Genomic DNA, 26,217 nt, shown 5'->3' on the forward strand with positions numbered 1-26,217 from the left:
TTCATGCGCAATTAACTTAATTTTCCATTTATAATTCAGGAAATCAGATAAAAGCGTATTTTTATAGGGTTTATGAGCCTTACCAACCCTCAAAAAAAGTTCTTCAATGACAAAGCAGACAGCTATAAAAACGAATTGTGATGTTCCATCACTTTGGCAAGATCATAAAAACGAGTTGCGAAACTTTATTCTGAAACGAGTCAAAGACCAGGACCTGACAGATGATATTTTGCAAGACGTTTTGATTAAGGTTTATAATTTCTGCATTTCAAATTCAGGGGTAAGAAATATAAGAAGCTGGCTCTTTCAAATTGCGCAAAACACGATTACCGACCATTACCGTAAACAGAAAAAATTTACCGAATTAGACCACCTGGATGGCTTCGAGAACGAAGATGAAAATGCAGCTTTTGCCGAAGCGACAACTTTTATTTTACCTATGCTCAGTTTTTTACCGGAAGAATATGCCATTCCGTTAAAGCTTGCAGACCTTGATCATATGAAACAGGCCGATATCGCAAAAAAACTTAATCTTGGCTTATCAGCAACTAAATCGCGCATTCAACGCGCAAGAAAATTGCTTAAAGCTGAATTTGTGAACTGCTGTCATTTTGAAACAGATAAACAGGGAAGCCTGATTTCCTTTCAGGTCAAAGAAAATTGCGAGCCCTTACAAAAGATTATTAAAAAAACTGAAGTCTAAGCTGCGTCTTTTTTAAACCCTTTGCGTCTTGATTGTGTAGTTAAAAATTAACACTTAAAATCAAGAAAAATGAAACGATTTCACATTCACGTCAGAGTAAAAAGTATTGACGAAAGCACTGAGTTTTACACTGCTCTTTTCAGTCAGCAACCCACAGTGGTAAAAGCTGATTATGCCAAATGGATGCTCGAAGACCCGCGAATAAATTTTGCCATTTCAACAGGACATACTGAACATGGTATTGAACACTTAGGCTTACAGTTAGAGACTGAGGCAGAATTACAGCAGGTGTATGAAAACATGCAAAAAGCAAAAGGGACGGTAAGAGAGGAAGGAGAATGCACCTGCTGTTATTCTAAATCCCAAAAAAGCTGGATAACAGATCCTCAGGGTGTGGACTGGGAAGCCTTTTACACCCATGGGACCGCCACGGTATACGGTGAGGGCATCAATGCAAAACCTGCGCCTGAAGTCATGGAGCAATGGACCGGAAACGATGGTAAAAGTGCTGACCTAAAAACGACTAAGCCATTAGAAAAGAACTAGGAGAGTAAAAACTGCACTGCTTAAACCAAGGAAAAAAGCAAATAAAAATGTGTTAAACCCAGGCTGTCATTTTCGAAACTAAGACACTAAGTTGTGGAAGATGAGAAAAAAGATAGTTGTGGCATTATGATTTTCAAACAGAAAAATGCTAAATTTAAAGTTCGGTTTTCATTAGACGTCCAGTGATAAATATTCAACCTGTTTTTAATTAATATTAATTTCAACGCATTCCACATGTATAACAACTCAAAAATTATAAGAACCTGGAAAGGCTGGACGACTTTAGAAAATGCGCCTGTGTATGAAGCACTTTTGGTGAATAAAGTGTTTCCGACGATAAAAAAGAATGGAATCGACGGACTCGAGAAAGTGAGCATTGCCACTAAAACCAAACCCGATGAAGTCGAATTCTTTCTAAGACTTCAATTCGATACTATGGATTCTGTCAGGGCCTTTTGCAGGGGAAGATTTTGAGCAGGCCTATATCCCGGAACATGCAAAACGCGTTTTAAAGCGCTATGAGGCAACCGCTGAGCATTTTGAGTTGAAAAATGAATTAATTTTGTAAACTTTAAAAAATAATATAATTTTAAATTATTAACCTCATCTTTAAATTATTATGAAAACCATATCAAAAAGAGACCTAAAGATCTTTATTCTTGGATTCTTAAGTTTCTTAGTCATAAATATAATTTACGACTGGGAAGGTCATAAGGAATCGGCCATACGAGGATGGAATGATGCTAAAATGGGTAAGCCATTTCATCCTTAATGTAACACTTATCGAAAAATGAAAATCGAATTCATCAAAAGAAGACTTTATGCACACCTCATCATTGGTGGTTTATGGTTTGTTCTTGGTGTTACTGGTTTTATTATTGGGGAAAATATTTACTGGTTTGGATACGGGTATTTAAGGATAGGAATTTTATATCTAGGTCATTTTTTATATGATCAAAAACATCAATATCTCATCATTTAAAACGGAAGGATTACAAAAAACATACTTTACGGTATTAAGAATAAAATGGATGTACGTGAAATTCAGGAGATCAAAAAAGTTGGAGAAGATTATATTCTTTAATCAGACACCAAGACCTTGAAAATTAATATCGATGTCATTGATAATACTTCGCTTTTAAAGTTAATGGAAGTTTTGAAAGAAATCGATTTACCTTCAGAGAAATCATTTTTAGCCAACTAAAAAATGAGAATAAAATATTTTAAAAAAAGACTTTACCTACAGCTTATTTTGGGCCTGCTATTTATTTCGTGTTGTATTTATTCAATTTTGTATAGCGATGATATTAGCATTTGGATTGGATACACTTATCTCGTAGTTGGTATTTTTCATATCGCTGATTTTTTCAAAAATAACAGTCGATATATTATAATTGAGAATGGTAGCATTGAAGAAAAAAAGCTATTCGGAGCTAATACTAAAATGGGTTTTGATGAAATTCAAACTATTGAAAAGCTTGATGGAAATTATATTTTGAAATCGGAGACTAAAAAACTAGTGATTAAAACTGACTTGATTGACAATACATCGCTTCTTAAATTAATGGAGATTTTGAAAAACATCGATTTACCTCCCGAAAAAAACTATTTCATCAGGTTTAAAACCCAAAATTAATCCACAGCCTTCATTTCAAACTCTTTCAGAATATCCCAGGTTTTCCCGTTGTGTTTCAGTAAAAACAGACGGTCTGCCACAAATATCTCTTCAAAACTCCGACGGCTAAATTCTGCCCAGGCCTCATTAAATTTATCTTTGCTGAGATCCCGATAAGCAATGGTGATATGAGGGTTCATTTCTTTCTTCTCGCCTTCAGGTTTTTCTTCTATTAAATCTCTGGTCACTTCAAGAAGTTGCTCATGAAGCTTAACTATGGGTTGCGGGTGCAAAACATCGATGTAAATCACGCTAGCACGGAATGATCCAAAGCCGGAAAGCACGACCCGAAATGCAGTTTGCTGTTTGGTGAACTTCTCCAGGGTGGTAATGAATTCCGATTCCTTCTCATCCTCTACATTAAAGGGAATCTGAAGCGTTATGTGTGGCGGAAGGCGCAAGGCATGACTGGAGTCAAAACGCTCGGCCATTTCTTTTTTCAAAGCAGTGATCCCTGCTTTCAGTTCATCCTGTGGGATTAGGGCTATAAAATACATACTCATAAAGTCAGTTTTTTAAGGTATCTGATTACTGTAAACTACAAATTTTAGACAGTTTGTATAGTTAGGATTATATTAAAAATGAATACCTTATCCTTTGAAGTTGATTCGCATGAAAAAATACAGCCTCTTTTTTTTAGTTTTGATGGTTTCGTTGATTTCCTGTACCTCAACATCCGGTCAGGATTTGGGAGATGTACGCTTTATCGTACTGGCGTTCCTGTTGCTGATCGTCGTCATCAGTGCTGTCGCTTCCAGAAACTAAAATCAAAACCCCTGTTTTCGAAATGGGATCAATAAAAAAAACCACTCTAAAAGAGTGGTTTTAATACGATATGGTTATACCTATACTTCTTAAAGTACAATTACTTCAAGGACAGTTGTTTCACCAATCACGACCGTTACGTCGTTTACAGTTGCAGTAAGACCGCTTTCAGACTCTACTTCTAAGGTATACGTTCCTTCAGGAACTCCGTAAAGTAAAAACTCACCAGTCTCATCTGTATACGCACTGATTTCTTCTCCTGAAGCATCATTGGTTGCCGTCACTTTTGTTTCAGTATCAAAAGGTTCAACAGAACCAGCTATGGCGCCGCTTTCTGCACTTGTCGTGATACGAATAACAGGCTTTAGCAAGTAACCTCCGTTACCTTGTGCAACAACAGACTCATCGACTTTAAAGTCCATGATAAAATCATAAAGCACACCAGGCTGCAGGTCATAATTCACGTTTAGTTTTAAACCGGACTGTTGAGCGCTAGGAGTTTGAAGTGCTATGACTTCACCACCGTCAAGAACAACACTGTTCTCTGTACCTAAAACAAGACGAACCTGACTTAAATCTCCAGAGGGAATATCTTCATTTACAAGGCTAACAAAATTTCCTCCCGTAAGGGTAAGCAAATCATATACTCCTGCATTGGTCTCCAGCATGACAATTTCACCGTCGATAATAGCTTCAACGCCCACGACATCTATGAATACATTTTCATAGTCTCCTGGAGCATCAACTAAACGAACAGACATAGCCGAAGTACCTTCTGCTGTACTATCGTCAGAATCGCAACTGATCAAGGCCGCTGATACTACAAATACGCTTAAAATAAGTTTAAATAAATTTTTCATTTCTTTTTGATTTTTAAAATTTATAAGACAAATACTATCTTCTATCAATATAACAATGCAAAAGCGAATGACCCTAGCTTTAACATACACATTCTTTTAGATTTTTTACCAGAAATAAGCCTTTCCACTGTAATGACTTAATGCTCAGAACCTTATTAAGGTGCAGAAATGATCGGTGAAGTTTCCCGTATAAAGAATTTTGGAATATGATCGTAAACTCAATTTCTTTAAGTGGTTAGTCTTCCGGTTTCAACCAAAGCCTTTGCATTCACCAGACTTTCTGGATGAGCATTAAGCGGACACTTGGTCTGGGTTATGCTATAGTTTCAAATGCTTGACTTATCTTTAAGGTTTAAAATAGCATATATGAAATTAGTTTTATGTTTTTTGATCTCATTTGCAATGAGCATTTCAGCAGTGAGTCAGACCCAACCTCAGGCCCTGGATTCCATCATCAAGACCTATCAGGCACATAAAGGCTATGACAGAGAAGCCTATCCACTAGGTTTGTATACAGAAACCTATTACAAGCAGGAAGCTGAATTTGCAAAAAAAATACTGACTGATTTAGCTGAAATTAATACAAGTGAGCTTTCGGAAACCGAACAAATTTCCCTGGAACTTCTGAAATTCAAACTACAGGAAACCATAGATTTTTATACCTACAAAGCCTATTTAAATCCGTTGCTTTCCGACTCTGGTTTTCACCTCAGCTTGTCTTATCAAGTCAGAGACCTCAACACCTACGAACAGGTGAGAGACTACCTCAATACACTCAATGCCATTCCTACTTATACAGATCAGCATTTGAAATTACTTCGGAAAGGGCTAAAAGAAGGCATCTCACAACCCCGAATTATCTTTGAAGGTTATGCGTCAACTTACGATTCACAAATCGTTGATGAGGCTGAAGACAGTTATTTCTTCGAACCTTTTGAAAACCTGCCCTCTACTCTATCCAAAACTCAGAAAGATTCTGTTATCGAAGCTGCCAAACTGGCTATTGAAACGAGGGTCATCCCCCAGTTTAAGCGCATTAAAACCTTTTTTGAAACCGAATATTTACCCAGGACCAAAACCGCTTTAGGGGTTTCAGAAGGTCCGCAGGGCCAGGCTTACTACCAAAATAGATTGGATTATTACACGACTTTGGATTTGACCGCCGAAGAAATTCACAACATAGGTTTAGGGGAAGTAGACCGCATCAACACAGAGATGAAATCTATTGTTGAAGAAGTTAACTTCGACGGCAACTTTGGTGAATTTATTGCCTTCTTAAGAACCGATGAGCAGTTTTATGCTGAAACCGGAGAAGAACTTCTGAAAGAGGCACGCGATATTGCCAAACGTATTGATGCCAAACTTCCTGCCTATTTCAGAACTTTACCAAGGAAGCCTTACGGCGTTGCTAAAGTTCCGGACGCCATTGCTCCCCAATACACCACTGGACGCTATATTGGCGCTTCCAATAACACTCAGCCAGGTTACTATTGGGTGAATACGTATAACCTATCCAACCGGCCGCTTTACGTGTTGCCGTCCTTAACCGCTCATGAAGCTGTACCTGGGCATCACCTGCAAAACGCACTGAATGCTGAACTTGGCGATAGTATTCCCCAATTCCGCAGAAATATGTATTTATCGGCCTACGGGGAAGGCTGGGGCCTGTATTCCGAATTTCTGGCAGATGAAATGGGCATTTACACCACGCCTTACGAGCGCTTTGGAAAACTAACGTATGAGCAGTGGCGAGCCTGTCGACTCGTTGTAGATACCGGTATTCATGCTATGGGCTGGACACGAGAGCAGGCTGTAGAGTATTTTATAAAAAACACAGCGCTGTCCTTACATAACATCAACACAGAAGTGGACCGCTATATCTCCTGGCCTGGACAGGCCGTCTCTTATAAAATTGGTGAAATCAAAATAAGAGAATTGCGACGGAAAGCCGAAAAAACTCTTGGTCCTGAATTTAACATCAGAGACTTTCACAAAGTGATTCTCGAGCAGGGTGTGGTTACCTTACCCATACTGGAACGACGTATTGAAGCTTATATCAGTGAAGTCAAAAAAAATTAAACGGAATCCCTATATTTAATTTATTATTAAAATAAAATTATGAAAGACAAGACTGCTGCTGCGCTTTTAGCCTTTTTTATAGGAGGTATCGGCATCCACCGCTTTTACCTAAACCAGGTTAGCCTGGGGTTTTTGTACCTTTTATTCAGCTGGACTTTAATACCCTTTATTGTGTCTTTCATAGATTTTATCGTGTTTCTGGTGATGGATAAAAGGACGTTTGATTATAAGTACAACAAGGGCATTTTGTTACAACAACAGACTTATTTTAAAAACAGTTCAAGTGAAGAAATTGAAAAGCTGTATAATTTGAAGATGAAAGGAATCATTTCAGAGGAAGAATTCAACAGAAAGAAAAGAGAGCTGTTGTAAAAAAACAGCCAGCGTGCCGTTGTATCCTATATACCTTTGGAGCATGATTCAAAAGTGTGGCCTTCATATAGAGTACCTAAAGGCACTTGGTTTTGTGGCTCCTTTCAGGTTACCAAGATGTAGTCTCTAAAGAGACTAGTTCAAACTTAACTTTTGAAACCGTATTTTGAGGAATAGCCTGGAATTTTTATTGTCAATTTCAAAAATTCCAAAGTCGAACTGACAAGGTTCTCGATACACCCCCGACGAAAAGCGTCGGTGCACTAGAACTGCCATGGTTTGCGAGCTTAGCACACAAAAAAAGACCAGCAGTTTTGCTGGTCTTTACACTATGATTCAATGACTTGGTCTAGTCTACATTATCATGCAGAAAAGAATTATTGGATCTAAAATTAAGATTATCCTTATCGCCTTCCACACTGGTTCTCGACAAAGAATTTCCTTCAATGCGATTATGATCTAATTCTATTCCTGCACGTTTGTAAGCGGGCTGCTTTTCGATCTCGTCGATATTGTTTGTATTTCTAAATTTATAGTTGAATTGTTTCATTTTAGCTTTTCGTTCTGCAGCTCTCTTAGCAAGTTCAGCCAAAGGTGTATTCATAGGATCCACGTCTTCACTGCTTTCCGTTTTAGAGGCAGGGGCTTCTACGGTGCGCCTAGTGAACTGAACTTCTTTAGGCTCCTCTACCGAAGGTTTTGGTTTTGGCGTTGGGGATGAAGCTGAGTTTTTGGATTCCTCTTCTTCCATAAACTCAGATAAATCATATTTTTTAATATCAGCATCGGAATTAGTCTTGAAAGAACTGACTTCTTCAGGTTCATTAACTACAATATCTCTTGGAGATTCTGAGGTATAGGATTGCGGTTCATCTGCTTCCTCTTCATCGTTTTGAGAAAAATCAAAACTCAGCATGCCAGGTGAATCTTCTGTTTCTTTGATGGGGCGCTCTTCTATAATTTCGAAATCATCTTCATGTGCATTGACGATTTCAAAATCCACATCCAAGTGATTTACATTAACCTCCTCGGATTCAGTATCCTCGGATTTGAACTCGTCTTCAAAATTCAATTCATGCATCACCTTGGGTTTTTCTTTTTGCTCGGAAGGCTTAGGTCTGGACTGTGGAATATCTATATTGGATTGCTTCTTGAATCTGCCCGTGGACAAATTTTGCTCTATCTTCTGTTCATCCTCCAGGGTATGAATAATTTTTTTGGTTTCCGTGTTGACAATTTCATCTTGCTGCTCTGTATCAAAACCTGTAGCTATAACGGTTACTGAAATGGAATCTTCCAGGCTTTCATCATCACCAACACCCATGATGATATTGGCACTGTTCCCGGCTTCAGCCTGAATATGATCATTGATTTCACCGATTTCATCTAAAGTGATTTCATCGGTTCCAGACACGATCAATAGCAATACATTTTTGGCGCCTTTAATTTTGTTATCATTCAATAACGGAGAATCCAGGGCCTTTTCAATAGCAATTTGAGATCTGTTGGTGCCAGAAGCTACAGCAGAACCCATGATAGCTGTTCCACTATTGCTCAGCACGGTTTTAGCATCACGTAAATCTATGTTTTGAGTGTAGTGATGTGTTATGACTTCAGCAATACCTCGAGAAGCAGTGGCTAATACTTCGTCTGCTTTAGAAAACCCTGACTTAAAGCCCAGATTACCATAGACTTCTCTTAATTTATTATTATTGATAACAATGAGTGAGTCGACATTGCTACGCAGTTCTTCCACTCCCAACTGAGCTTGCTCATTTCTGGTGCGCCCTTCAAATTGAAATGGAATAGTGACGATACCAACCGTAAGTATGTCCATTTCTTTAGCGAGTCTGGCAATAACTGGGGCTGCACCCGTACCTGTACCACCGCCCATTCCTGCAGTGATAAATACCATTTTGGTATTAGTACTCAGCAGGCTTTTGAGATCTTCGCGACTTTCTTCTGCAGCCTGTTTACCGATATCTGGATTCGCTCCAGCTCCAAGGCCTTCTGTAAGGTCAACCCCCAACTGTATTCTAGTAGGTACCGGACTGTTTTCTAAAGCTTGTGAATCGGTATTGCAAACCACAAAGTCAACGCCTTTAATACCCTGGCTAAACATGTGATTAATCGCGTTAGATCCTCCTCCACCTACACCGATAACTTTAATGACATTGGATTGATTTTTAGGAAGATCAAATGAGATGTTTTCAAATTCTTTCTGACTCATAATTATATATTTTGGTTGGTATGCTTCTTATTCTGCGTTATCTAAAAAATCTTTCAATTTATCAAACCATTTTTCGACTACATTTCTGCTAGGTCTTGCTGGCTGATTGGGTTGTTCTGGGATGGTTTGCCTATCCTCCCCTTCTCGAGAATCCTCTGTGATTCCGTCCTTATTATATTCTGATGCCTTTGCCCCTGGCTGCTCTGCATTTACTGGATTCTCCTCCTGATCTTCAGCTTCCAGCTCTGCTTTATCTAAAGCTTTACGCTCTAAGCCATCCATCACCAGGCCTACAGCCGTGGCATAAAGTGGACTAGCTATTTCTTTATCGGTTTCTCCGGCAAGATATTCGTTGGGATAACCAATTCTGGTATCCATTCCTGTCACATATTCCACCAACTGTTTTAAATGCTTGAGCTGAGCTCCTCCTCCGGTGATCACAATACCAGCAATTAACTTTTTCTTTTGCTCATCGTGACCATAGTTTTTTATTTCAAGATAAACCTGGTCGATGATTTCAACAGCTCTGTAATGAATTACCTTGGATAAATTCTTGAGCGATATTTCTTTTGGATCTCTTCCCCGTAGCCCGGGAATAGACACAATTTCGTTTTCTTTATTTTCTCCAGGCCAGGCTGAACCAAATTTCACTTTCAGTAATTCTGCCTGTTTTTCGATGATAGAACAGCCTTCCTTTATGTCTTCTGTGATCACATTTCCTCCAAGTGGAATAACAGCAGTATGCCGTATAATTCCATCTTTGAAAATAGCCAAATCTGTTGTACCCCCGCCGATGTCAATGAGAGCCACCCCAGCTTCTTTCTCCTCCTGACTCAAGACTGAATTTGCGGAGGCCAGGGGCTCTAATGTCATTCCATTGAGCTCCAGCCCAGAGTTTTTGACGCATCTGCCGATGTTTCTGATAGAAGAAATCTGTCCCACTACCACATGAAAATTGGCTTCCAAACGACCACCAGACATGCCTCTCGGTTCCATGATTTCAGACTGGCCATCTACCTTATACTCTTGAGGCAACACGTGGATAATCTCTTCTCCTGGGAGCATTACCAATTTGTGAACCTGGTTGCATAAATTATCGATATCCTCATCTTCTATCACTTCCTCCACATCGTTTCTAGTGATATAATCACTGTGCTGAAGGCTTCTGATATGCTGCCCGGCAATTCCTACGGTTACCCCTTTTACGTCAATACCAGAATTTGCCTCTGCCTGCTGAATAGCCTGCTGAATGGATTGGATGGTTTGCGTAATATTATTCACAACTCCACGATGGACGCCTAAGCTTTTGGTTCTCCCAATGCCTAGAATCTCTACTTTCCCATATTCGTTTTTGCGCCCTATCATCGCTACAATCTTTGTAGTTCCGATGTCTAAGCCTACTGCAATATTATCTTCTTCCATCTTTGTAGATTATTACTTTGTTGTACATACCACTTGATTACCAAACTGCAAATCTATGCGTTTATACTTATCTAATTTTTTGTATTCTAAAGCTTTTAAATAAAAAACTTTGTAGTTGGTCAACTTTCTGTCAAGATATGAAATTTGACCAAAACTGACCAAATAATCTCTACCTCTTACCTCCAAAACGTAGTTATTTTCTCCATTTTTTCGGATTGCAATGATATGTTTTTTTAAAAAATCATCGGCCTCAATTTTCATCAAAAGCGGATAAACTTCTTTGAGCTCATTTGGCTCTACTCCTGAGACCAAAGGTACTCTGGATGAGTAATTTGGAGACAAGGGCATAGGCAATCCATCCGCATCCATATAATAAAAACCCCCATCCTTTATTCGTGCTATAGGTTCTCTTTGAATAATTTTGGCAGAAAGTGTGCCGTCTAGATCATAAAATGCCTCAGAGGACCTTATCATTTCGTTTGCGTTGAGTGCCTTTTCAAAACTATCTAAACGAGTTTCATTCACTAAAGAATCCCCATTGGACTTCAAGACCTGCTGTAAAATTTTTTCAACCTCAACTTCAGTAATGAATATTTTGGAAGCATCTAAAAGTTCAACTTCAAGTGAAGTTACAGGTTTCAAGGTTTGACGATGATTCGCAAACCCCACCAAGAAGAAAAGGATTCCTAAGATCAAAATCAAACGTATGTTATGTAATTTAAATAGTTTCATGTAAATACTTTGAAATTTTTATGGCTTCAACTCCTATATCTCCTGCACCGAGCATTACAACGACTTCATTCTTAGCCCTTGCTATTCTTTCTTGAATCTCGCTTTTTGTGATCAGCTGTTTTGAGGAATGCTGTATCAGGTGCATCAGAAAGTCTGAAGTCACCCCTTCAATAGGTTCTTCTCTGGCTGGATAGATGTCCAAAAGATTCACCTCTTCAAACTGAGCCAAACTTTTGGCAAAATCCTCTGCAAAATCCTGAGTTCTTGAAAACAAATGCGGCTGGAAAATGACCACTGATTTTTTTTCTGGATGCATTTCAGAAATAGCCTGATATACCGCATCAATTTCTTGAGGGTGATGCGCATAATCGTCAATCACCACCAAATCATCTGATTTATAAATATAATTGAACCGTCTTTGAACACCTTCAAAACTGGCCAGAGCTTTCCCAAATTGGTTTGCCATTTCAGGTTTAAAATCAATAGCCAGTGCTAAAGCTGCTGCCGCATTGAACAAATTGTGATGCCCCGGCAAGGAAAACCGAAGGGCTTCCAAGTGATGTTCCCCACTGTGAAAATCGAATATATAAGTCCCTTCTTCAATCGAAACCGAGCCCACTCGAACATCAGCATCTTCGTTGATGGCTATAAATTGTGCCTCCACATCCAAACCAGATTTTGCATACAGATGGCCCTTTGGCACCAATCTCGAAAACTCCTGAAAGGTATCTATCAGCATTTGTGAGGTCCCGTAAATATCCAAATGATCTGCATCCATAGAGTTAATCACAGCTGCAGTAGGGTGCAGTCGAAGGAAAGATCTGTCAAATTCATCGGCTTCTACCACCACGACCTCTTCTCCATCACCGATATAATTGGTGTTATAATTCTGAAGAATTCCACCACAAAAAGCTGTCAGTTGAACGCCGGAAGCTTTGAGTATATGAACCAAAATAGCGGAGGTTGTCGTTTTACCGTGCGTTCCTGCAACTGCAAGCGTAGGCAGATGTTTTGTAATATGTCCTAAAACCTCAGATCGTTTATGCATTTGAAAACCCTGAGTTTTGAAAAAGTCAAAGAATTTAGAGGTTTTCGAAATTGCTGGTGTGTAAATGACTAAAGTCTTCTCTTTTGATAAATTCTGAATTTGATCATTCACAGCTTCAGAATAAACGACATCGATCCCTTCTTCTATTAAGGTTTTGGTCAAGGTCGATTCTGTTCTGTCATAACCAGAAACCTTTAAGCCTTTTTGATTGAAATAACGTGCCAAAGCACTCATCCCGATACCACCGATACCGATCAAAAACACATATGTATAGTGGCTTGTCTCTTTCATCTTACTTCTTTTTCTACTCGTTCCACTTCATCTGCAATCGTTTTTGTAGCCATAGGTTTAGCTAAGGTCAAAATGTTTTTAGACAGCTTTTTTTGCAGTTCGATATCCTTGATTAAATTCTTGAAAACGGACTCAAATTTTTCATCCAGATCTTTCTCTCTTAGCATGATGGCCGCATCCTGATCTTCTATTGATTTTGCATTTTTGGTTTGGTGATCTTCAGCAACATTAGGCGAAGGAATAAATACCACTGGTTTTCCAACCAAACTGAGTTCGCTTACCGCTCCTGCTCCTGCTCTTGACAGGATGACATCTGCCACAGCATAAGCCAGATCCATTTTAGAAATATATTTTAAAACCCTGACTGAATCAGTTTCCAAGGCGGCATATCTATCGTAATATAACTTACCACATTGCCATAAGACCTGAAGGTTTTCCGCTTCAAACAATGACAACTGACTTGCTATTAATTCATTGATGCGTTGAGAGCCTAGGCTACCCCCTACAATCAACAAGGTCTTTTTATTTGAATCCAATTGAAAATGCCTTAGACCGGCTTCTTTTTTACTTCGCACTTCAAGTAAATCTTTGCGTATGGGATTTCCGGTGAGCACTACTTTTTCTTTCGGGAAAAATTGCTCCATACCTGCATAAGCCACGCAAATGGAATGCGCTTCTTTGGCCAGCCATTTATTGGTTATGCCTGCATAGGCATTCTGCTCCTGAATAAGTGTTGGGATTTTTAGAATTGAAGCCATCTTTAAGAGAGGACCGCTTGCAAAACCACCTGTGCCTATGACTATATCCGGCTTAAATTTTTTGATGAGCTTTCTTGCTTTTACCATAGAACTCATCAATTTGAAAGGGAACATTAAATTGGATAGACTTAGTTTACGCTGAATTCCAGAAATCCAAAGGCCTTCAATCTTAAAACCAGCTTCGGGCACTTTGGTCATTTCCATTTTATCTTTAGCACCTACAAACAGAAATTCTGCTTCAGGATGCCTGTCTTTCAATTCTTCAGCAATAGCAATAGCCGGATAGATGTGTCCACCTGTCCCTCCTCCAGAAATCATGTACCGTTTCACACTCATATAGTTTCGCTTAATACTTCCAAGGGATTCTCGATCGCTAAATTATCTTCTCTTTCTTTTTGCTTGGCTTCAGCAGTAGCTTTCACTTCATTATTGGCACTCACGCTTATAACAATGCCCAGAGACAGACAGGTCATCCAGATAGATGTTCCTCCACTTCCTACCAGCGGAAGAGTTTGACCGGTGACAGGTAAAAACTCAACAGCTACGGCTATGTTTACAAAAGCTTGAAAAATGATGGGTATCCCGGCTGCAATAACAAGCAAGCGACCATAAACCGTTTCTGATTTGGTCACAATAATAGCTATTCTATACAGCATAAACAGATAAGCCAGTATCACTCCAATACCACCGATCATTCCCATTTCTTCTACGATTATCGCATAAATAAAATCGGAAGACGACTGCGGAAGAAAATTGCGTTGTACGCTTTTCCCAATGCCTTTCCCAGTAATTCCGCCGGTCGCAATTGCTATTTTAGCCTTCTCCACCTGATACTGATCTCGAGATTGCTCATCTTGAGTAAAAGTTTCTACTCTGCTAATCCATGTATCTACACGGTTGGGAAACAAACCCGGAAAGGCTTTTGCCGATAAGCCAAACAAAACCAATCCTAGCAAACCAACGCCAACCACTGCTCCTATGTATTTAAAAGTGTAACCTCCTACAAAAGTGAGGAGCAGAACCATAAAAAAGATGATAGCGGCAGTCGATAAATTAGCTGGTAGAATAAGGCCTACTACCAGGAATACCGGTAACCAAAGCGGTATAATGGTTTCTTTAAATGTATAGCTGGTGTCCTTAATTTTTGATAAATACCTCGCTACATAAATCAGTAAAACAACAGATGCTAAAGTTGAAGTCTGAAAAGAAAAATTGACCAGGGGCACTTGTATCCACCGACTCGCATTAGCGCCATTAATAGTGGTTCCCTGAAGCAGGGTCACAATTAAAAGCACAATCACAATGGGCAGTAAAATAATAGATAAACCTCTGAAATACCGATACGGAATCTTATGTGTCCCATAAAGTATACTAAACCCTAAAATTAAATGTATGAAATGCTTTACCAAATAGGCAAATGTACTTCCGCTTGCTCCATTCAGATAGGCCAGATTACTTGAAGCACTATACACAGGAATAAAAGAAAAAATAGCCAAAAGCGCGGCCACAGACCACAGCATTTTGTCTCCTTTTATGCTTTCAAAAAATTCCTTAATTCCTGTACTCGTGGACATTTGTTTATTTTTTTAGGTGATTTACTGCATTTTTAAATTGTCTTCCCCTGTCTTCATAATTTTCAAACAAATCAAAGCTTGCACATGCCGGTGACAAAAGCACAGTATCATTTTCTTCAGTCAACTCATAAGCTTTAGTTACAGCATCATTCATATTAGAGGTTTCTACAATGGTGTCAACACAGTTACTGAAAGCTTCATAAATTTTTTGATTATCAATGCCTAAGCAGACAATAGCTTTCACTTTTTCATTGACTAATGAAAGTAAATCTTCATAGACATTGCCTTTATCCACTCCACCTACAATCCATACCGTTGGAGAATTCATACTCCCTAAAGCATAAAACGTAGCATTTATATTGGTAGCTTTAGAATCATTGATAAACGTCACTTTATTGATCTTACCCAACTGCTCCAACCTGTGTTCCACACCGCGAAAGCTCTCCATGCTTTCCCGTATGGTTTGTTTTCTAATTTTTAGCAATCTTGCAGCTGTAGAGGCTGCCATTGCGTTTCTCGTGTTATGGTCGCCTTTTACGGCCAAATCTGTTACAGACATAGTGAATAAATTATGGTTGAGTTTGATATTAATTTTGTTGTCTTCTATAAAAGCCGATAAATCATCGACCAGCGTATCCATTGTAAATGGAATCAGCTGAGCTTTTACAGGCTGTTGTTCGAGGCAATTGACAATCACCTCATCGTCTTTGTTATAAATTAAATAATCGTCTTCGGTTTGATTTTTGGTTATTCTGAATTTAGCCGCGATATATTCTTGAAAGTTGTTATGATACCTGTCCAAATGATCTGGTGTGATGCTCGTAAGAATAGCGATATGTGGCTGGAAACTTTCTATGCCATCCAGCTGAAAACTACTGAGTTCCAGCACATAATTCTGAACCTTTTTCCTGGCCACTTGTTCGGCAAAACTAAAACCAACATTGCCGGCCATGGAAACCGATAAACCTGCGTTTTTCAATATGTGAAATACCATATTAGTAACCGTTGTCTTACCGTTGGAGCCGGTAATCCCTATCATATTTGCATCGGTAAACCAGGAAGCGAATTCGATTTCAGAAATGATCTTTATGCCCTTATTTTTTAAATTCTTAATGACAGGCAGGTCGTCAGATATTCCCGGGCTTTTCACAATAACATCTGCAGCTTCTAGCCTTGAAATGCTATGCCCCCCCTCTTCAAACTGAATATCTTCTGAATTTAATTTCTCCTTAAACTTGGGTTTTAGCTTAGAAAAATCTGATAAGAAGACCTCGAAAGCTTTATCCTTTCCCAAAATAGCAGCTCCTACCCCGCTTTCTCCTCCCCCTAAAACAACTAGCTTTCCCATTTATCTGATTTTAAGTGTTACGATCGTTATAACGGCCAATAAAATTCCGATAATCCAGAATCTGACAACTATTTTGGATTCATGGAAACCAAGCTTTTGATAATGATGATGAAGCGGAGACATTAAAAAGATACGTCTTCCCGTTCCCGATTTCTTTTTGGTGTATTTGAACCAACTGACCTGAAAAATCACAGATAAAATCTCGATAAAGAAAATACCACAGAGAATAGGAATTAATAATTCTTTACGGGTAGCAATTGCGATAACAGCTATAATTCCTCCGATGGTCAGACTTCCTGTATCGCCCATAAATATTTGAGCAGGATAAGTGTTGTACCACAGGAATCCAACTAATGAACCAGCAAAGGCAGTAATAAAAATAGTCATCTCCCCCGAGCGAGGAATATTCATGACATTGAGGTAGTCTGAAAAAATGATATTACCAGATACCCAGGCAAATATACCAAGGGTAAGCACTATAATGGCAGAACTCCCTGCAGCGAGGCCATCGATGCCATCGGTAAGATTAGCTCCATTTGAAACAGCTGTGACAATAAAAATCACGATAGGAATAAAAATAAGCCAGGCATAAGACGCAGCTCCTTCACTAATCCAAGAAATCGCTTTAGAATAGTCTAATTCATTATTTTTAAAAAACGGGATGGTTGTAATTAAAGATTTTTCTTCAGGAGAAGTATTTGTAATCACTTGTACATTATTCTTAGTAATTACTTCATTTTCAGATCTCACTGTTACATCTGGATGAAAATACATCACCGCTCCAACAAAAATTCCCAAACCTACTTGGCCAACGACCTTAAATTTACCTTTTAAGCCTTCCTTGTTCTTTTTGAATATTTTGATATAATCGTCTATAAACCCAATTGCCCCCATCCAAATGGTAGTCACAATAAGAAGGATAATATAAATATTGTCGAGTTGGGAAAGAAGCAAAACGGGAATAAGGGTTGAAAAAATAATAATCAATCCTCCCATAGTTGGGGTGCCCGCTTTTTCTTTCTGACCTTCTAAGCCCAGTTCTCTTACGCTTTCCCCTATCTGTTTTCTCTGAAGAAACACTATAATGCGTTTACCAAAAATAGTAGAGATCAAAAGGGATAAAATGATGGCTGAAGCTGCTCTAAAAGATATGTATTGAAACAAACGAGTCCCGGGGAGATCGTAATTGTTTTCTAAAAATTCGAATAAGTAATATAACATATCTTATTTATTAAATTGAGCTAATAGGTCTTTCACAATTTTTAAATCGTCAAAATCTGATCTTACCCCATGAACTTCTTGATAAGTTTCATGTCCTTTTCCCGCAATCAAAATGATATCTCCTTTTTGAGCTAAACTACAAGCCGTCTTAATCGCCTGCTTCCTGGAAGTGATATGCAGTGTTTTAAATACATCTTGGGGTTCCACTCCTTTTTCTATATCCCTAATAATTTCTTCCGGGTCTTCAGTTCTAGGATTATCACTGGTGAATATGACTTTGCTGCTCAAGTTTCCGGCAATTTTACCCATAAGTGGGCGCTTGGTTTTATCACGATCTCCTCCGCAGCCCACTACCGTAATCAGTTCCTCATTTCGTGTTCTGATCTCGTTGGTAGTTTGCAACACATTCTTCAAAGCATCGGGAGTGTGAGCATAATCAACAATCACGTGGATTCCTGTTTCTGAAATATGATGCTGATACCTTCCTTCAACGGGCTTCAACTGACTTAGAATCTTTAGATTTTCAAGTTTCTCGACACCAAGCAAATCTGCAGTAGCATAGACTGCCAGCAAATTATAAGCATTGAAATCTCCGATAAATCTTGACCAGACTTCATTTCCATTGATATTTAACTTGAGACCAGAGAAGCTTTCTTCCAGTATTTTTACTTTATAATCTGTCAGGTTTTTAACCCCGTAACCATAGGTTTTAGACTTTGTATTCTGAAGCATATACCTGCCATTCTTATCATCAATATTGGTGATCGCAAAGGCATCCTTAGATAATTGATCGAAAAAACGCTTCTTAACGTCTCTATATTCAGCAAATGAATTGTGATAGTCCAGGTGATCCTGAGAAAGATTGGTAAAAATACCAGCCTTAAAATCCAGTCCCAAGGTTCTGTGCTGAGCTATACCGTGAGAACTCACTTCCATAAAACAGAACTCAACCCCAACCTCATTCATCATTTTCAGATAGGCGTTAATCGTCAGAGAATCCGGAGTGGTCAATTTGGTCGAAAACTCTTTTTCATCAACTTTGATGGTTACCGTAGAAATCAGTCCCACTTTATAGCCTAAGGCTTTAAAAAGTTGATATAAAAGAGAACTCACCGTAGTTTTTCCGTTGGTTCCCGTCACTCCAACCAGCTTCAGGTTAGACGAAGGCCTATCGTAGTAATTAGACGCCATTATCGCTAAAGCTTCTCTGGTATCTTTCACCTGAACATAAGTGATTCCAGGAGCTAATTCAGAAGGAAATTTTTCACAAACAATCACTTCAGCCCCCTGTGAAATAGCGGCATCTATATATAAATGACCATCAGCTGCAGTGCCTCGAATAGCAACAAATGCATCTTGCCGGGATACTAAACGACTGTCGAAGTGAATGCTTTTCAGGTCGACAGCTGTAGAGCCTTTTACAGATTCAATCGGAACTTTATATAATATGTCTTTTAATACTTTCAACTTGAAATTAAATTTACGCGTTGGTTATTTGAAATTTTTGTGCCGCTTTTTATCGACTGTTTTATAACTGTACCGTCGCCAATAAGATTCACTTTAAGCCCCAGATTCTCTAAAATCGAAACCGCATCCATGGCGGGGTAGCCCTTTAAGTCTGGCATGACTGTTTTATATTTCTGAGAAATCTTGAAGTAGTTATCATACTTTTTTTGTACCACATTGGCTTGCATAGATTCTCTGGAAATTTGATCTTTTATAGGCGTGTCGATATAAATTTTCTGGGCGATTTTTGCGAATACCGGAGCGGCAACTGTACTCCCGTAATAACCAATTTTAGGATTGGGTTTATGAATGACCACAATACAAGAGTATTTTGGCTCGTCTGCAGGAAAATAGCCCACAAAAGAGGAGATGTAGCGTCCAGCTTCAATCCAGTATTCGGTTTGACAGGTGCCCGTTTTTCCGGCCATTGAAAAATTAGGATTGCTGATATTACTGCCTGTTCCATCACTTACCACCCTTTCCATCAAATCTTGAAGTTTCAAAGCAGTTTCTTTGGAACAAATACTTCCCTCAACAAGGGGTTCTGTATAAGATTCGATTAGAGAGTGTTTATCCCTTACTTGTTTTATAAATTTCGGCTTTACCTTTAAACCATCATTGGCAATAGCATTATAAAAGGTCAAGGTTTGCAGTGACGTTAATGAAACCCCATACCCAAAAGACATCCACGCTAAAGTTGTACCGTACCAGTTGGAATCATCAGGATGAGGTATTCTAGGACGACCCTCACCTTTGATTTTCAAACCTATTTTTTCATTAAGGCCCATATTATAAAGCCGATTCACAAATTGTTCAGGCTTGTCTTTATAATTCTCATAAATCATTTTGGCAAAGGCTGTGTTAGAAGACACTTCAAAAGCTTCTGCAGCGGAAATTTTGCCATAGCCTCCACGCTTTGAATCATATACTTTCCTGTCAAAAAACTGAACGATTCCCTTTTCTGTATCGAATACGGTACTCGTATCGATAACCTTATCTTCTAAAGCCGCAGCAATGCTCATTAATTTGAAAGTGGACCCAGGCTCATGTGGTTCATAAACCGCATAATTGAGTTTTTCGTAATATTTATTTGAATTCTCAATCCGGCCAAGATTGGAAATCGCCTTGATTTCACCGGTTTTCGTTTCCATGACCACAACGCTTCCATGATCTGCCTCAAAATGCTCTAACTGCTTTAAAAGCGCGTGGTGTGCCACATCCTGTATATTCACATCGATGGTAGAAATGACATCATACCCGTCTTCTGGCTCTACTTCATTCACATCACTGATAGGTTTCCACTGTCCTTTAGCTATCTTTTGCTTTAATCTATGTCCTTGTTTTCCCCTCAAATATTCATCAAAAGCACCCTCCAGACCTACATTACCATATCCAACTGTGCGTTCTCCTATTTTTCCTAAGGGATGTTCGCGTACGGTAAACTGTTCGGCGATAAACCCTCCTTTGTAAGGACCAAGATTGAAAAGCGGAAATTCTCTGATAGCGACATAATCTGAGTAATCCAATTGCTTAGCGATAAGCAAATACCTGTTTTTTACTTCTCTGGCACGCTTTAATCGCTGAAGATGATAACTTTTAGAATTTCCAAGAAGAGCAGACAATTCAGAAGCTAAATCTGAAGCATGATTCTGAAAATGACGTTCAGAAACCGTTACAGCATCAAATCTTATATCGTATTTCGGAACTGAGGTCGCCAATAAATTCATATTTGTATCATAGAGATTCCCCCGGTTAGGCTCTATGTCAAAATTTCTGTACACCGTTTCCTGAGCTAAATCTTTATACTCCTGACCTTCCATGATTTGGATTTCGAAAAGTTTGTAAGACATCGTCAAAAACAAAACCACCATAACGGCAGCTAAAATGTAAAACCGTCTTAAAATGTTTTTATCTGTTGTCATTTTATTTGGATTTTACAGTGATTTTATAAGGTGGCTTATCAGATAAACCGATGGAGCGTTCTTTCATTTTCTCAGCAACATAAGACTCCATTTTTTGCTGCATCACGGTTTTTCGCGTATCTACAAATTCACTTCTGAGTTCTCTGAGCTTTTGATTGAGCTCGGCAACCCGGTATACCTTTCGCTCAGCGCTATGTGAACTCGCTATCATGATGATGGCCAGCACTGCGCAAAACACAATAAATGCCCAGTTGGTAAAAGCACCTTCACTAACCAAAAATTTACCTTTTAATATTTTCGCTAAACCATTTGACATGATTACAACTTTTCTCCAATTCGTAATTTTGCACTTCTCGATCTATTGTTTTGCCTCATTTCAGTTTGAGTTGGTGTAATCAACTTTCCAACTTTTCTGAAGGGAACCAGCATGTTGCCATAAAAATCTTTTTCTGGAGCCCCAGAAAATTTCCCATCTCTTATGAATCGCTTCACTAATCTGTCTTCCAGGGAATGGTATGAGATTAGACTCAGCCTTCCACCCTTTTTAATCAAGTCTGGAGTTTGGAGTAGAAACTCTTTAAGAACTTCCATTTCCTGATTGACTTCAATACGTATAGCCTGATACACCTGAGCCAAAAATTTATTGACTTTTGTCGGCGGGAAAAAAGGAATAAGCAATGCATTCAACTCTGAAGTCGATTGTATTGGTTTTATAGCTCTTTCTGAAGCTATAGCTTTCGCCAGCTTTCTAGACATCTTTATTTCCCCGTATTGCCACAGGACTTGCGATAATTGTTCTTCTGAATAAGTATTTATCATTTCTGAAGCACTGATCCCGGTTTGCTGATCCATTCGCATATCCAGTTCAGCATCAAATCGAATAGAAAAACCTCGCTCAGCTTCATCAAATTGATGAGAAGAAACCCCGAAATCCCCAAGAATAGCATCTACCTGCTTTATGCCTTCCAGCTTTAAAAAACGTTTTATAAATCTGAAATTAGCTTGAATAAGCCTAAATCGCGAATCGTCTATGCTGTTTTCTTGAGCATCCTGATCCTGATCAAACGCGTAAAGTTTACCATACTCGCCAAGTCGGGATAAAATTTCTCTGGAATGCCCGCCGCCGCCGAAGGTCACATCCACATAAACACCATCTGGCTTTATGGACATGCCATCAATGCTTTCTTTCAGCAGAACAGGAATATGATAGGCTTCACTCATTAGTTTCAAATCCCATTACGTCTTCAGCTAAATCTGCGAAGTCTTCAGAATCGCTAATGACTGATTCATATTTTTCTTTATTCCAAATCTCTACAATGTTAATTGCAGATGAAACCACAATTTCTTTTTCGATGGAAGCAAAACCGATAAGGTCTTTCGGGATCAACAATCTTCCATTGGAATCAACTTCGATTATCTTAACACCAGCAGAAAATTTCCTTATAAAATCGTTGTTCTTCTTATTAAAACGATTCAAGGCATTCATCTTGTCCATCAGCAGATTCCACTGACTCATGGGGTATAATTCTAGACAAGGCTGAAACACAGATCGTTTCAAAACGAAACCCTCTTCAATGATAGGAAGCATTTGCTTTTTTAAACCAGACGGTAGCATAAGTCGACCTTTTGTGTCAACTTTGCATTCGTAAGATCCTATAAGGGTGTTCATGGATAATTTGATTTCAATTCCAAATATATCGAATTTTTTACCACATTTTACCACTTTCTACCACATTGTGGATAACTTTTTTAATTAGCAGTCTTTAAGACTTGTTGAAAGCAGTAAGTATCATAGGTTTCAGGTTTTTCTCAAAACACCAAAACGCTGTGGATAAAGTCAATAATCCTTAATTTTTGAGCAGGAAGTCAATAGTTAAATCAGTTTTTTACCTCTAAATCAACCCTAAGAGTCTTATTTACAATCGATTAAATTTTGAAAAGACAAGTCCCCTAATCTATAAGGTTTTCTTATTCAAATATCTTTATATTTGAATTTTGAAATTCTGAAAACCTGATGGAAGAACATATAACGCAAGAAGGCAAGTTTAAATACTTTGAGAAAGGTGAAGGCACCCCCATTGTTATTTTACACGGACTCATGGGTGGTTTGAGTAACTTCGATGGAGTTATGACTTATTTTCCAGAAAAAGGCTATAAAGTTGTAGTTCCTGAATTACCGCTTTATGACTTACCACTACTTAAAACCAACATAAAGAATATAACCAAATACATCAAGGAATTCATAGATTTTAAATCTTATGGGGAGGTGATTTTAGTAGGAAATTCTCTGGGTGGTCACATAGGATTACTGACTACAAAACTTTATCCCGATATTGTAAAAGCACTTGTTATCACCGGAAGTTCTGGACTATATGAAAGTGCTATGGGTGAAAGTTATCCAAAGCGTGGTGATTATGAGTATATAAAAAAGAAAGCCCAGGATGTGTTCTACGATCCAGAAGTTGCAACTCAGGAAATCATTGATGACGTTTACAGTGTAGTCAACGACAGAAGCAAGCTGATAAGAACCTTATCTATTGCGAAAAGCGCTATCCGTCATAATATGTCCAAAGATTTACCCACGATGCATACTCCAACCTGTATCATTTGGGGAAGACAGGATCAAGTCACCCCCCCCCAAGTCGCTAAAGATTTTGATAACCTTCTACCAGATTCTGAATTGTTTTGGATAGACAAATGCGGCCATGCTGCCATGATGGAGCATCCTGACGAGTTCAATGACATTTTATATGCCTGGCTTGAGAAAAGAAAATTCTAAGACTTGCGCTGATGAAAATTAAAACTTCAACATTTGTAGTAAGTAATTCAGATGTGGCAAAATGTCCTGTTTCACATTTACCAGAGTATGCCTTTATCGGTCGAAGTAATGTTGGCAAATCTTCGTTAATCAATATGCTCACGGGTAGAAAAAATCTTGCTAAAGTTTCTGGAAAGCCAGGAAAAACAAGGCTTATCAATCACTTTCTTATCAACGACAACTGGCACCTTGTAGATTTGCCAGGTTACGGGTATGCTAAAGTAAGCAAGCAGGAGAAAAAAACATTCCAGAAATATATCACGGCTTATTTTGAAAAGCGACAGCAACTTGTCAACACATTTATTCTGGTCGATTGCAGACATGAACCCCAGCCCATAGATCTTGAGTTTTTGGAATGGATGGGAACCAACGCCATACCATTTTCGATAGTCTTTACCAAAGCAGATAAGTTAAAGCCTGAAGCTTTAGACAGGAATATTGCTGCATATAAAGCGAAATTGATGGAAACCTGGGTAGAATTACCGCCTTATTTTATCACGTCATCTTCGAATAAAACCGGGCGAGATGAAATTCTAAATTATATCCAAAGCATCAATGATACTTTGAAGTAATCATACCCATTTTACCTCATCCAGAAATATCTAAAACGCCCTATTATTTTAATCTAGATGGTCTTACAATCGCGATTTAATTTTCTCGATTAAGACCTCAACAGTTTCAATTTGACTGAGCTCTTGTTTTCCTATCAAAACACTTAGATCATAATTGTCTTGATAAAGAACAACAGGAAGATCATGCAGTTTTTCAAATTTGGATTTGAATCTGCTCTGATATTCATCCTTATGTAAAAACGACATCTCTATATCGCTTTGTTTTTTGAAGGCTTTCCATTTTTTTTGTTCAGAAAAAAGGCCATAAGTGAGTTCACATAACTTGCATTCATAGGTTTTTGGACTTAAAATTTTATGAACACTATCTAGTAAAGAATGGCTAACACCTGAACTGGCATTATAAACAAAAATTAAAGCTTTATTTTTTTGCATTGTTTTGAGCATCTTTTATGTCCAACTTTTCTGCAAAATAATCACAAAAGTCTTTCATGGTTTCCGTCATTTTTTGATCATCAGTGGCTCTTTGGAAGGTGTCTGTCATTCCTACAAAGATTTGATGAAAAAACTTTTTCATCTCATCCACTGGCATTTCTTTGGTCCAAAGATCGATGCGTAAAGTTTCCTGGGCTTTATGATCCCAGATACTTAAAAAAGCAGCTTTCGCTTCTTCATTCTCTATACCACCATCCTGGGCAGACCAGGTTAATTTTTCCGGAATTCTATTTTCGTCGGTGACAACGTTGATTTTGATTTCAGACTTTTTTTCAATCATAACTAAGGTTTATATTTTGATTTTTTAAAAATAACATCAGACTCTAGTTCTAGCAGCTCTTTTATGCTTGTATTAGGATATTTATCCATATAAGCTCGAACAATTTGCCATCCTATATACTGGCCGATTCTGGGAGAAGACTCGTTATCCAATTCCAGATAAAATTTGGAATAAGGAGAAAGATTGATAAATCTGTCTTCCAGACGGATATCGGTTGAATAAATCAATTCGTTTTCTACAAAAAAAGACCAGATTTGAGTTTCATTCGCTTTAGCCCATTTTAATTGATCTTCAGAATAATAAATCTTAGCAGCATTGGATTCAAAAGGCATTAAAAAATCCTTCAAATAAAGTATTTTCCCATAATAAATCATGTCAGACAAAAATGTTCTTGACCGCTCCGGACTAATTTTTTGTTTGGCAAAAACACTTGCAATATCAGATATTAAAAATTTTACATCCTGTTGAAATGCGATATATTCAGAAAGACCCTGATAAAATTTATGCTGATTCCCCAAATAGTTGTCCAGGGATATCAACAAAGCATCTTCAGTCAAAACAAGCTTTTGCCTGTAGTTAACCTCTTCGGCTAAAGTATAAACCCGAGGTATTTCATAGTTTGGAAAATAATGGGTGACATATTTAAAAAACCGTTCTATTTTTTTGGTTTCTTCATCAAAATCGGTAAATTTTTTTTGAACCTCAGTATTGATTTCTTGTTGCAGATCACTTTGCATTTTGGCTATCCACAGACTATCCGGGACCTGGTCAGGGAAAAGCTCCCGGTATTTGGATTTTAAGGCGGGTAATTCTTCAGGGGATGCTTCAGCGAATTGAAGATCGAAGCGCACTACCTCCAGATCAATGTCCAGAGCCTCTGCATCAGAATTCAATTTTGAATCCTTATCACAGCTTAAAACCAAAAAAAAACTTAACAAAATCAAAAGAAACCTCATATTTCTAAGCATAGGGTTTAGTAAATAAATAGATTATATATATTTGA

At 38.3% G+C, this 26,217-nt stretch carries 29 protein-coding genes; 11 read left to right on the forward strand and 18 right to left on the reverse strand.

Features of this window, described 5'->3' with window-relative positions; all coding sequences use genetic code 11:
* Window positions 1-106 precede the first annotated feature (106 nt).
* From sigZ to BLP81_RS06100, 6 genes are all read left to right on the forward strand, one after another.
* Complete coding sequence (sigZ, locus tag BLP81_RS06080; RefSeq protein ID WP_093367097.1) at window positions 107-703, forward strand: RNA polymerase sigma factor SigZ; 597 nt, start codon at window positions 107-109, stop codon at window positions 701-703.
* 69 nt (window positions 704-772) lie between these two features.
* Window positions 773-1,249, forward strand: coding sequence for a VOC family protein (locus tag BLP81_RS06085; RefSeq protein ID WP_176752688.1), 477 nt, complete (start codon window positions 773-775; stop codon window positions 1,247-1,249).
* Window positions 1,250-1,483: 234 nt separating this feature from the next.
* Window positions 1,484-1,723, forward strand: a complete 240-nt coding sequence (locus tag BLP81_RS06090) for an antibiotic biosynthesis monooxygenase (RefSeq protein WP_245686425.1) — start codon at window positions 1,484-1,486, stop codon at window positions 1,721-1,723.
* A 145-nt stretch (window positions 1,724-1,868) separates the two neighbouring features.
* The gene (locus BLP81_RS13630) at window positions 1,869-2,021 is read left to right on the forward strand and encodes a hypothetical protein (protein WP_176752689.1); all 153 of its coding nucleotides are present in this window, start codon (window positions 1,869-1,871) and stop codon (window positions 2,019-2,021) included.
* 18 nt (window positions 2,022-2,039) lie between these two features.
* Window positions 2,040-2,231 carry a hypothetical protein gene (locus BLP81_RS06095; protein ID WP_093367100.1) on the forward strand — a complete coding sequence of 64 codons (192 nt, stop codon included), beginning with the start codon at window positions 2,040-2,042 and terminating at the stop codon, window positions 2,229-2,231.
* A 225-nt stretch (window positions 2,232-2,456) separates the two neighbouring features.
* Window positions 2,457-2,885, forward strand: coding sequence for a hypothetical protein (locus BLP81_RS06100; RefSeq protein ID WP_093367103.1), 429 nt, complete (start codon window positions 2,457-2,459; stop codon window positions 2,883-2,885).
* On the opposite strand, the gene BLP81_RS06105 is transcribed toward BLP81_RS06100, so the two are convergent.
* The gene (locus tag BLP81_RS06105) at window positions 2,882-3,427 is read right to left on the reverse strand and encodes a 2'-5' RNA ligase family protein (protein WP_093367107.1); all 546 of its coding nucleotides are present in this window, start codon (window positions 3,425-3,427) and stop codon (window positions 2,882-2,884) included. The genes BLP81_RS06100 and BLP81_RS06105 overlap by 4 nt on opposite strands.
* 109 nt (window positions 3,428-3,536) lie before the next feature.
* Here BLP81_RS06105 and BLP81_RS13635 point away from each other — a divergent pair, with 109 nt between their 5' ends.
* Window positions 3,537-3,689 (forward strand): hypothetical protein, encoded by a 153-nt coding sequence (locus tag BLP81_RS13635; RefSeq protein WP_176752690.1) that lies wholly within the window; start codon window positions 3,537-3,539, stop codon window positions 3,687-3,689.
* 89 nt (window positions 3,690-3,778) lie between these two features.
* Here BLP81_RS13635 and BLP81_RS06110 read toward each other — a convergent pair whose 3' ends face one another.
* Window positions 3,779-4,549 carry a DUF4382 domain-containing protein gene (locus BLP81_RS06110; RefSeq protein ID WP_093367111.1) on the reverse strand — a complete coding sequence of 257 codons (771 nt, stop codon included), beginning with the start codon at window positions 4,547-4,549 and terminating at the stop codon, window positions 3,779-3,781.
* Window positions 4,550-4,915: 366 nt separating this feature from the next.
* Here BLP81_RS06110 and BLP81_RS06115 point away from each other — a divergent pair, with 366 nt between their 5' ends.
* Together BLP81_RS06115 and BLP81_RS06120 are read left to right on the forward strand one after the other, a co-directional pair.
* Window positions 4,916-6,628 (forward strand): DUF885 domain-containing protein, encoded by a 1,713-nt coding sequence (locus BLP81_RS06115; RefSeq protein WP_093367115.1) that lies wholly within the window; start codon window positions 4,916-4,918, stop codon window positions 6,626-6,628.
* Window positions 6,629-6,667: 39 nt separating this feature from the next.
* Window positions 6,668-7,000: an NINE protein gene (locus tag BLP81_RS06120; RefSeq protein ID WP_093367119.1), complete on the forward strand. Its 333-nt coding sequence runs from the start codon at window positions 6,668-6,670 to the stop codon at window positions 6,998-7,000.
* A gap of 349 nt (window positions 7,001-7,349) precedes the next feature.
* Here BLP81_RS06120 and ftsZ read toward each other — a convergent pair whose 3' ends face one another.
* Genes ftsZ through mraZ form a run of 13 tightly spaced genes read right to left on the reverse strand, consistent with a single transcriptional unit; the run spans window position 7,350 to window position 22,721 of the window.
* Window positions 7,350-9,230 (reverse strand): cell division protein FtsZ, encoded by a 1,881-nt coding sequence (gene ftsZ / locus BLP81_RS06125; protein WP_093367125.1) that lies wholly within the window; start codon window positions 9,228-9,230, stop codon window positions 7,350-7,352.
* A 27-nt stretch (window positions 9,231-9,257) separates the two neighbouring features.
* Window positions 9,258-10,652, reverse strand: coding sequence for a cell division protein FtsA (gene ftsA, locus BLP81_RS06130; RefSeq protein ID WP_093367129.1), 1,395 nt, complete (start codon window positions 10,650-10,652; stop codon window positions 9,258-9,260).
* 12 nt (window positions 10,653-10,664) lie between these two features.
* Entirely contained in the window at window positions 10,665-11,384 is a 720-nt protein-coding gene (locus BLP81_RS06135; RefSeq protein ID WP_093367136.1) for a cell division protein FtsQ/DivIB, read from the reverse strand.
* Window positions 11,371-12,723 carry a UDP-N-acetylmuramate--L-alanine ligase gene (gene murC / locus BLP81_RS06140; RefSeq protein ID WP_093367139.1) on the reverse strand — a complete coding sequence of 451 codons (1,353 nt, stop codon included), beginning with the start codon at window positions 12,721-12,723 and terminating at the stop codon, window positions 11,371-11,373. Before murC ends, BLP81_RS06135 begins: the two co-directional genes overlap by 14 nt.
* Window positions 12,720-13,817, reverse strand: coding sequence for an undecaprenyldiphospho-muramoylpentapeptide beta-N-acetylglucosaminyltransferase (gene murG, locus BLP81_RS06145; protein ID WP_093367142.1), 1,098 nt, complete (start codon window positions 13,815-13,817; stop codon window positions 12,720-12,722). The genes murC and murG overlap by 4 nt, the downstream gene beginning before the upstream one ends.
* Complete coding sequence (locus tag BLP81_RS06150; protein ID WP_093367145.1) at window positions 13,814-15,055, reverse strand: FtsW/RodA/SpoVE family cell cycle protein; 1,242 nt, start codon at window positions 15,053-15,055, stop codon at window positions 13,814-13,816. Before BLP81_RS06150 ends, murG begins: the two co-directional genes overlap by 4 nt.
* A 4-nt stretch (window positions 15,056-15,059) precedes the next feature.
* Window positions 15,060-16,403, reverse strand: coding sequence for a UDP-N-acetylmuramoyl-L-alanine--D-glutamate ligase (murD, locus tag BLP81_RS06155; RefSeq protein WP_093367149.1), 1,344 nt, complete (start codon window positions 16,401-16,403; stop codon window positions 15,060-15,062).
* The gene (mraY, locus tag BLP81_RS06160; RefSeq protein ID WP_093367152.1) at window positions 16,404-17,624 is read right to left on the reverse strand and encodes a phospho-N-acetylmuramoyl-pentapeptide-transferase; all 1,221 of its coding nucleotides are present in this window, start codon (window positions 17,622-17,624) and stop codon (window positions 16,404-16,406) included.
* A gap of 3 nt (window positions 17,625-17,627) precedes the next feature.
* Window positions 17,628-19,091: a UDP-N-acetylmuramoyl-L-alanyl-D-glutamate--2,6-diaminopimelate ligase gene (locus BLP81_RS06165; RefSeq protein WP_093367156.1), complete on the reverse strand. Its 1,464-nt coding sequence runs from the start codon at window positions 19,089-19,091 to the stop codon at window positions 17,628-17,630.
* Window positions 19,088-21,052, reverse strand: coding sequence for a penicillin-binding protein (locus BLP81_RS06170; protein WP_093367159.1), 1,965 nt, complete (start codon window positions 21,050-21,052; stop codon window positions 19,088-19,090). Before BLP81_RS06170 ends, BLP81_RS06165 begins: the two co-directional genes overlap by 4 nt.
* A 1-nt stretch (window position 21,053) precedes the next feature.
* Window positions 21,054-21,368, reverse strand: a complete 315-nt coding sequence (locus BLP81_RS06175) for an FtsL-like putative cell division protein (protein WP_093367162.1) — start codon at window positions 21,366-21,368, stop codon at window positions 21,054-21,056.
* Between the two features lie 2 nt (window positions 21,369-21,370).
* Complete coding sequence (gene rsmH, locus BLP81_RS06180; RefSeq protein WP_093367165.1) at window positions 21,371-22,273, reverse strand: 16S rRNA (cytosine(1402)-N(4))-methyltransferase RsmH; 903 nt, start codon at window positions 22,271-22,273, stop codon at window positions 21,371-21,373.
* Window positions 22,266-22,721, reverse strand: a complete 456-nt coding sequence (mraZ, locus tag BLP81_RS06185; RefSeq protein WP_093367168.1) for a division/cell wall cluster transcriptional repressor MraZ — start codon at window positions 22,719-22,721, stop codon at window positions 22,266-22,268. The genes rsmH and mraZ overlap by 8 nt, the downstream gene beginning before the upstream one ends.
* A 345-nt stretch (window positions 22,722-23,066) precedes the next feature.
* On the opposite strand from mraZ, the gene BLP81_RS06190 reads away from it, so the two are divergent.
* Both BLP81_RS06190 and yihA read left to right on the forward strand, forming a co-directional pair.
* Window positions 23,067-23,831 carry an alpha/beta fold hydrolase gene (locus BLP81_RS06190; RefSeq protein WP_093367171.1) on the forward strand — a complete coding sequence of 255 codons (765 nt, stop codon included), beginning with the start codon at window positions 23,067-23,069 and terminating at the stop codon, window positions 23,829-23,831.
* Between the two features lie 11 nt (window positions 23,832-23,842).
* A complete protein-coding gene (gene yihA, locus BLP81_RS06195; protein WP_093367174.1) occupies window positions 23,843-24,442 on the forward strand; it encodes a ribosome biogenesis GTP-binding protein YihA/YsxC in 600 nt (199 codons plus the stop codon).
* 63 nt (window positions 24,443-24,505) lie between these two features.
* Here the strand turns inward: yihA and BLP81_RS06200 are convergent, their stop codons facing one another.
* Genes BLP81_RS06200 through gldB form a run of 3 tightly spaced genes read right to left on the reverse strand, consistent with a single transcriptional unit; the run spans window position 24,506 to window position 26,170 of the window.
* Window positions 24,506-24,874 carry a GTPase gene (locus tag BLP81_RS06200; RefSeq protein WP_093367177.1) on the reverse strand — a complete coding sequence of 123 codons (369 nt, stop codon included), beginning with the start codon at window positions 24,872-24,874 and terminating at the stop codon, window positions 24,506-24,508.
* Window positions 24,861-25,214, reverse strand: a complete 354-nt coding sequence (gldC, locus tag BLP81_RS06205) for a gliding motility protein GldC (protein ID WP_093367180.1) — start codon at window positions 25,212-25,214, stop codon at window positions 24,861-24,863. Before gldC ends, BLP81_RS06200 begins: the two co-directional genes overlap by 14 nt.
* Window positions 25,215-25,216: 2 nt before the next feature.
* Window positions 25,217-26,170: a gliding motility lipoprotein GldB gene (gene gldB / locus BLP81_RS06210; protein ID WP_449421131.1), complete on the reverse strand. Its 954-nt coding sequence runs from the start codon at window positions 26,168-26,170 to the stop codon at window positions 25,217-25,219.
* Window positions 26,171-26,217 lie beyond the last annotated feature (47 nt).

It is taken from the genome of Psychroflexus sediminis (assembly GCF_900099815.1).
Classification (GTDB): Bacteria; Bacteroidota; Bacteroidia; order Flavobacteriales; family Flavobacteriaceae; genus Psychroflexus; species Psychroflexus sediminis.

Coding starts and splice junctions, on each gene's coding strand:
- sigZ (WP_093367097.1), top strand. CDS start 107: ATGACAAAGCAGACAGCTATAAAAACGAATTGTGATGTTCCATCACTT.
- BLP81_RS06085 (WP_176752688.1), top strand. CDS start 773: ATGAAACGATTTCACATTCACGTCAGAGTAAAAAGTATTGACGAAAGC.
- BLP81_RS06090 (WP_245686425.1), top strand. CDS start 1,484: ATGTATAACAACTCAAAAATTATAAGAACCTGGAAAGGCTGGACGACT.
- BLP81_RS13630 (WP_176752689.1), top strand. CDS start 1,869: ATGAAAACCATATCAAAAAGAGACCTAAAGATCTTTATTCTTGGATTC.
- BLP81_RS06095 (WP_093367100.1), top strand. CDS start 2,040: ATGAAAATCGAATTCATCAAAAGAAGACTTTATGCACACCTCATCATT.
- BLP81_RS06100 (WP_093367103.1), top strand. CDS start 2,457: ATGAGAATAAAATATTTTAAAAAAAGACTTTACCTACAGCTTATTTTG.
- BLP81_RS06105 (WP_093367107.1), bottom strand. CDS start 3,427: ATGAGTATGTATTTTATAGCCCTAATCCCACAGGATGAACTGAAAGCA.
- BLP81_RS13635 (WP_176752690.1), top strand. CDS start 3,537: ATGAAAAAATACAGCCTCTTTTTTTTAGTTTTGATGGTTTCGTTGATT.
- BLP81_RS06110 (WP_093367111.1), bottom strand. CDS start 4,549: ATGAAAAATTTATTTAAACTTATTTTAAGCGTATTTGTAGTATCAGCG.
- BLP81_RS06115 (WP_093367115.1), top strand. CDS start 4,916: ATGAAATTAGTTTTATGTTTTTTGATCTCATTTGCAATGAGCATTTCA.
- BLP81_RS06120 (WP_093367119.1), top strand. CDS start 6,668: ATGAAAGACAAGACTGCTGCTGCGCTTTTAGCCTTTTTTATAGGAGGT.
- ftsZ (WP_093367125.1), bottom strand. CDS start 9,230: ATGAGTCAGAAAGAATTTGAAAACATCTCATTTGATCTTCCTAAAAAT.
- ftsA (WP_093367129.1), bottom strand. CDS start 10,652: ATGGAAGAAGATAATATTGCAGTAGGCTTAGACATCGGAACTACAAAG.
- BLP81_RS06135 (WP_093367136.1), bottom strand. CDS start 11,384: ATGAAACTATTTAAATTACATAACATACGTTTGATTTTGATCTTAGGA.
- murC (WP_093367139.1), bottom strand. CDS start 12,723: ATGAAAGAGACAAGCCACTATACATATGTGTTTTTGATCGGTATCGGT.
- murG (WP_093367142.1), bottom strand. CDS start 13,817: ATGAGTGTGAAACGGTACATGATTTCTGGAGGAGGGACAGGTGGACAC.
- BLP81_RS06150 (WP_093367145.1), bottom strand. CDS start 15,055: ATGTCCACGAGTACAGGAATTAAGGAATTTTTTGAAAGCATAAAAGGA.
- murD (WP_093367149.1), bottom strand. CDS start 16,403: ATGGGAAAGCTAGTTGTTTTAGGGGGAGGAGAAAGCGGGGTAGGAGCT.
- mraY (WP_093367152.1), bottom strand. CDS start 17,624: ATGTTATATTACTTATTCGAATTTTTAGAAAACAATTACGATCTCCCC.
- BLP81_RS06170 (WP_093367159.1), bottom strand. CDS start 21,052: ATGACAACAGATAAAAACATTTTAAGACGGTTTTACATTTTAGCTGCC.
- BLP81_RS06175 (WP_093367162.1), bottom strand. CDS start 21,368: ATGTCAAATGGTTTAGCGAAAATATTAAAAGGTAAATTTTTGGTTAGT.
- rsmH (WP_093367165.1), bottom strand. CDS start 22,273: ATGAGTGAAGCCTATCATATTCCTGTTCTGCTGAAAGAAAGCATTGAT.
- mraZ (WP_093367168.1), bottom strand. CDS start 22,721: ATGAACACCCTTATAGGATCTTACGAATGCAAAGTTGACACAAAAGGT.
- BLP81_RS06190 (WP_093367171.1), top strand. CDS start 23,067: ATGGAAGAACATATAACGCAAGAAGGCAAGTTTAAATACTTTGAGAAA.
- yihA (WP_093367174.1), top strand. CDS start 23,843: ATGAAAATTAAAACTTCAACATTTGTAGTAAGTAATTCAGATGTGGCA.
- BLP81_RS06200 (WP_093367177.1), bottom strand. CDS start 24,874: ATGCAAAAAAATAAAGCTTTAATTTTTGTTTATAATGCCAGTTCAGGT.
- gldC (WP_093367180.1), bottom strand. CDS start 25,214: ATGATTGAAAAAAAGTCTGAAATCAAAATCAACGTTGTCACCGACGAA.
- gldB (WP_449421131.1), bottom strand. CDS start 26,170: ATGAGGTTTCTTTTGATTTTGTTAAGTTTTTTTTTGGTTTTAAGCTGT.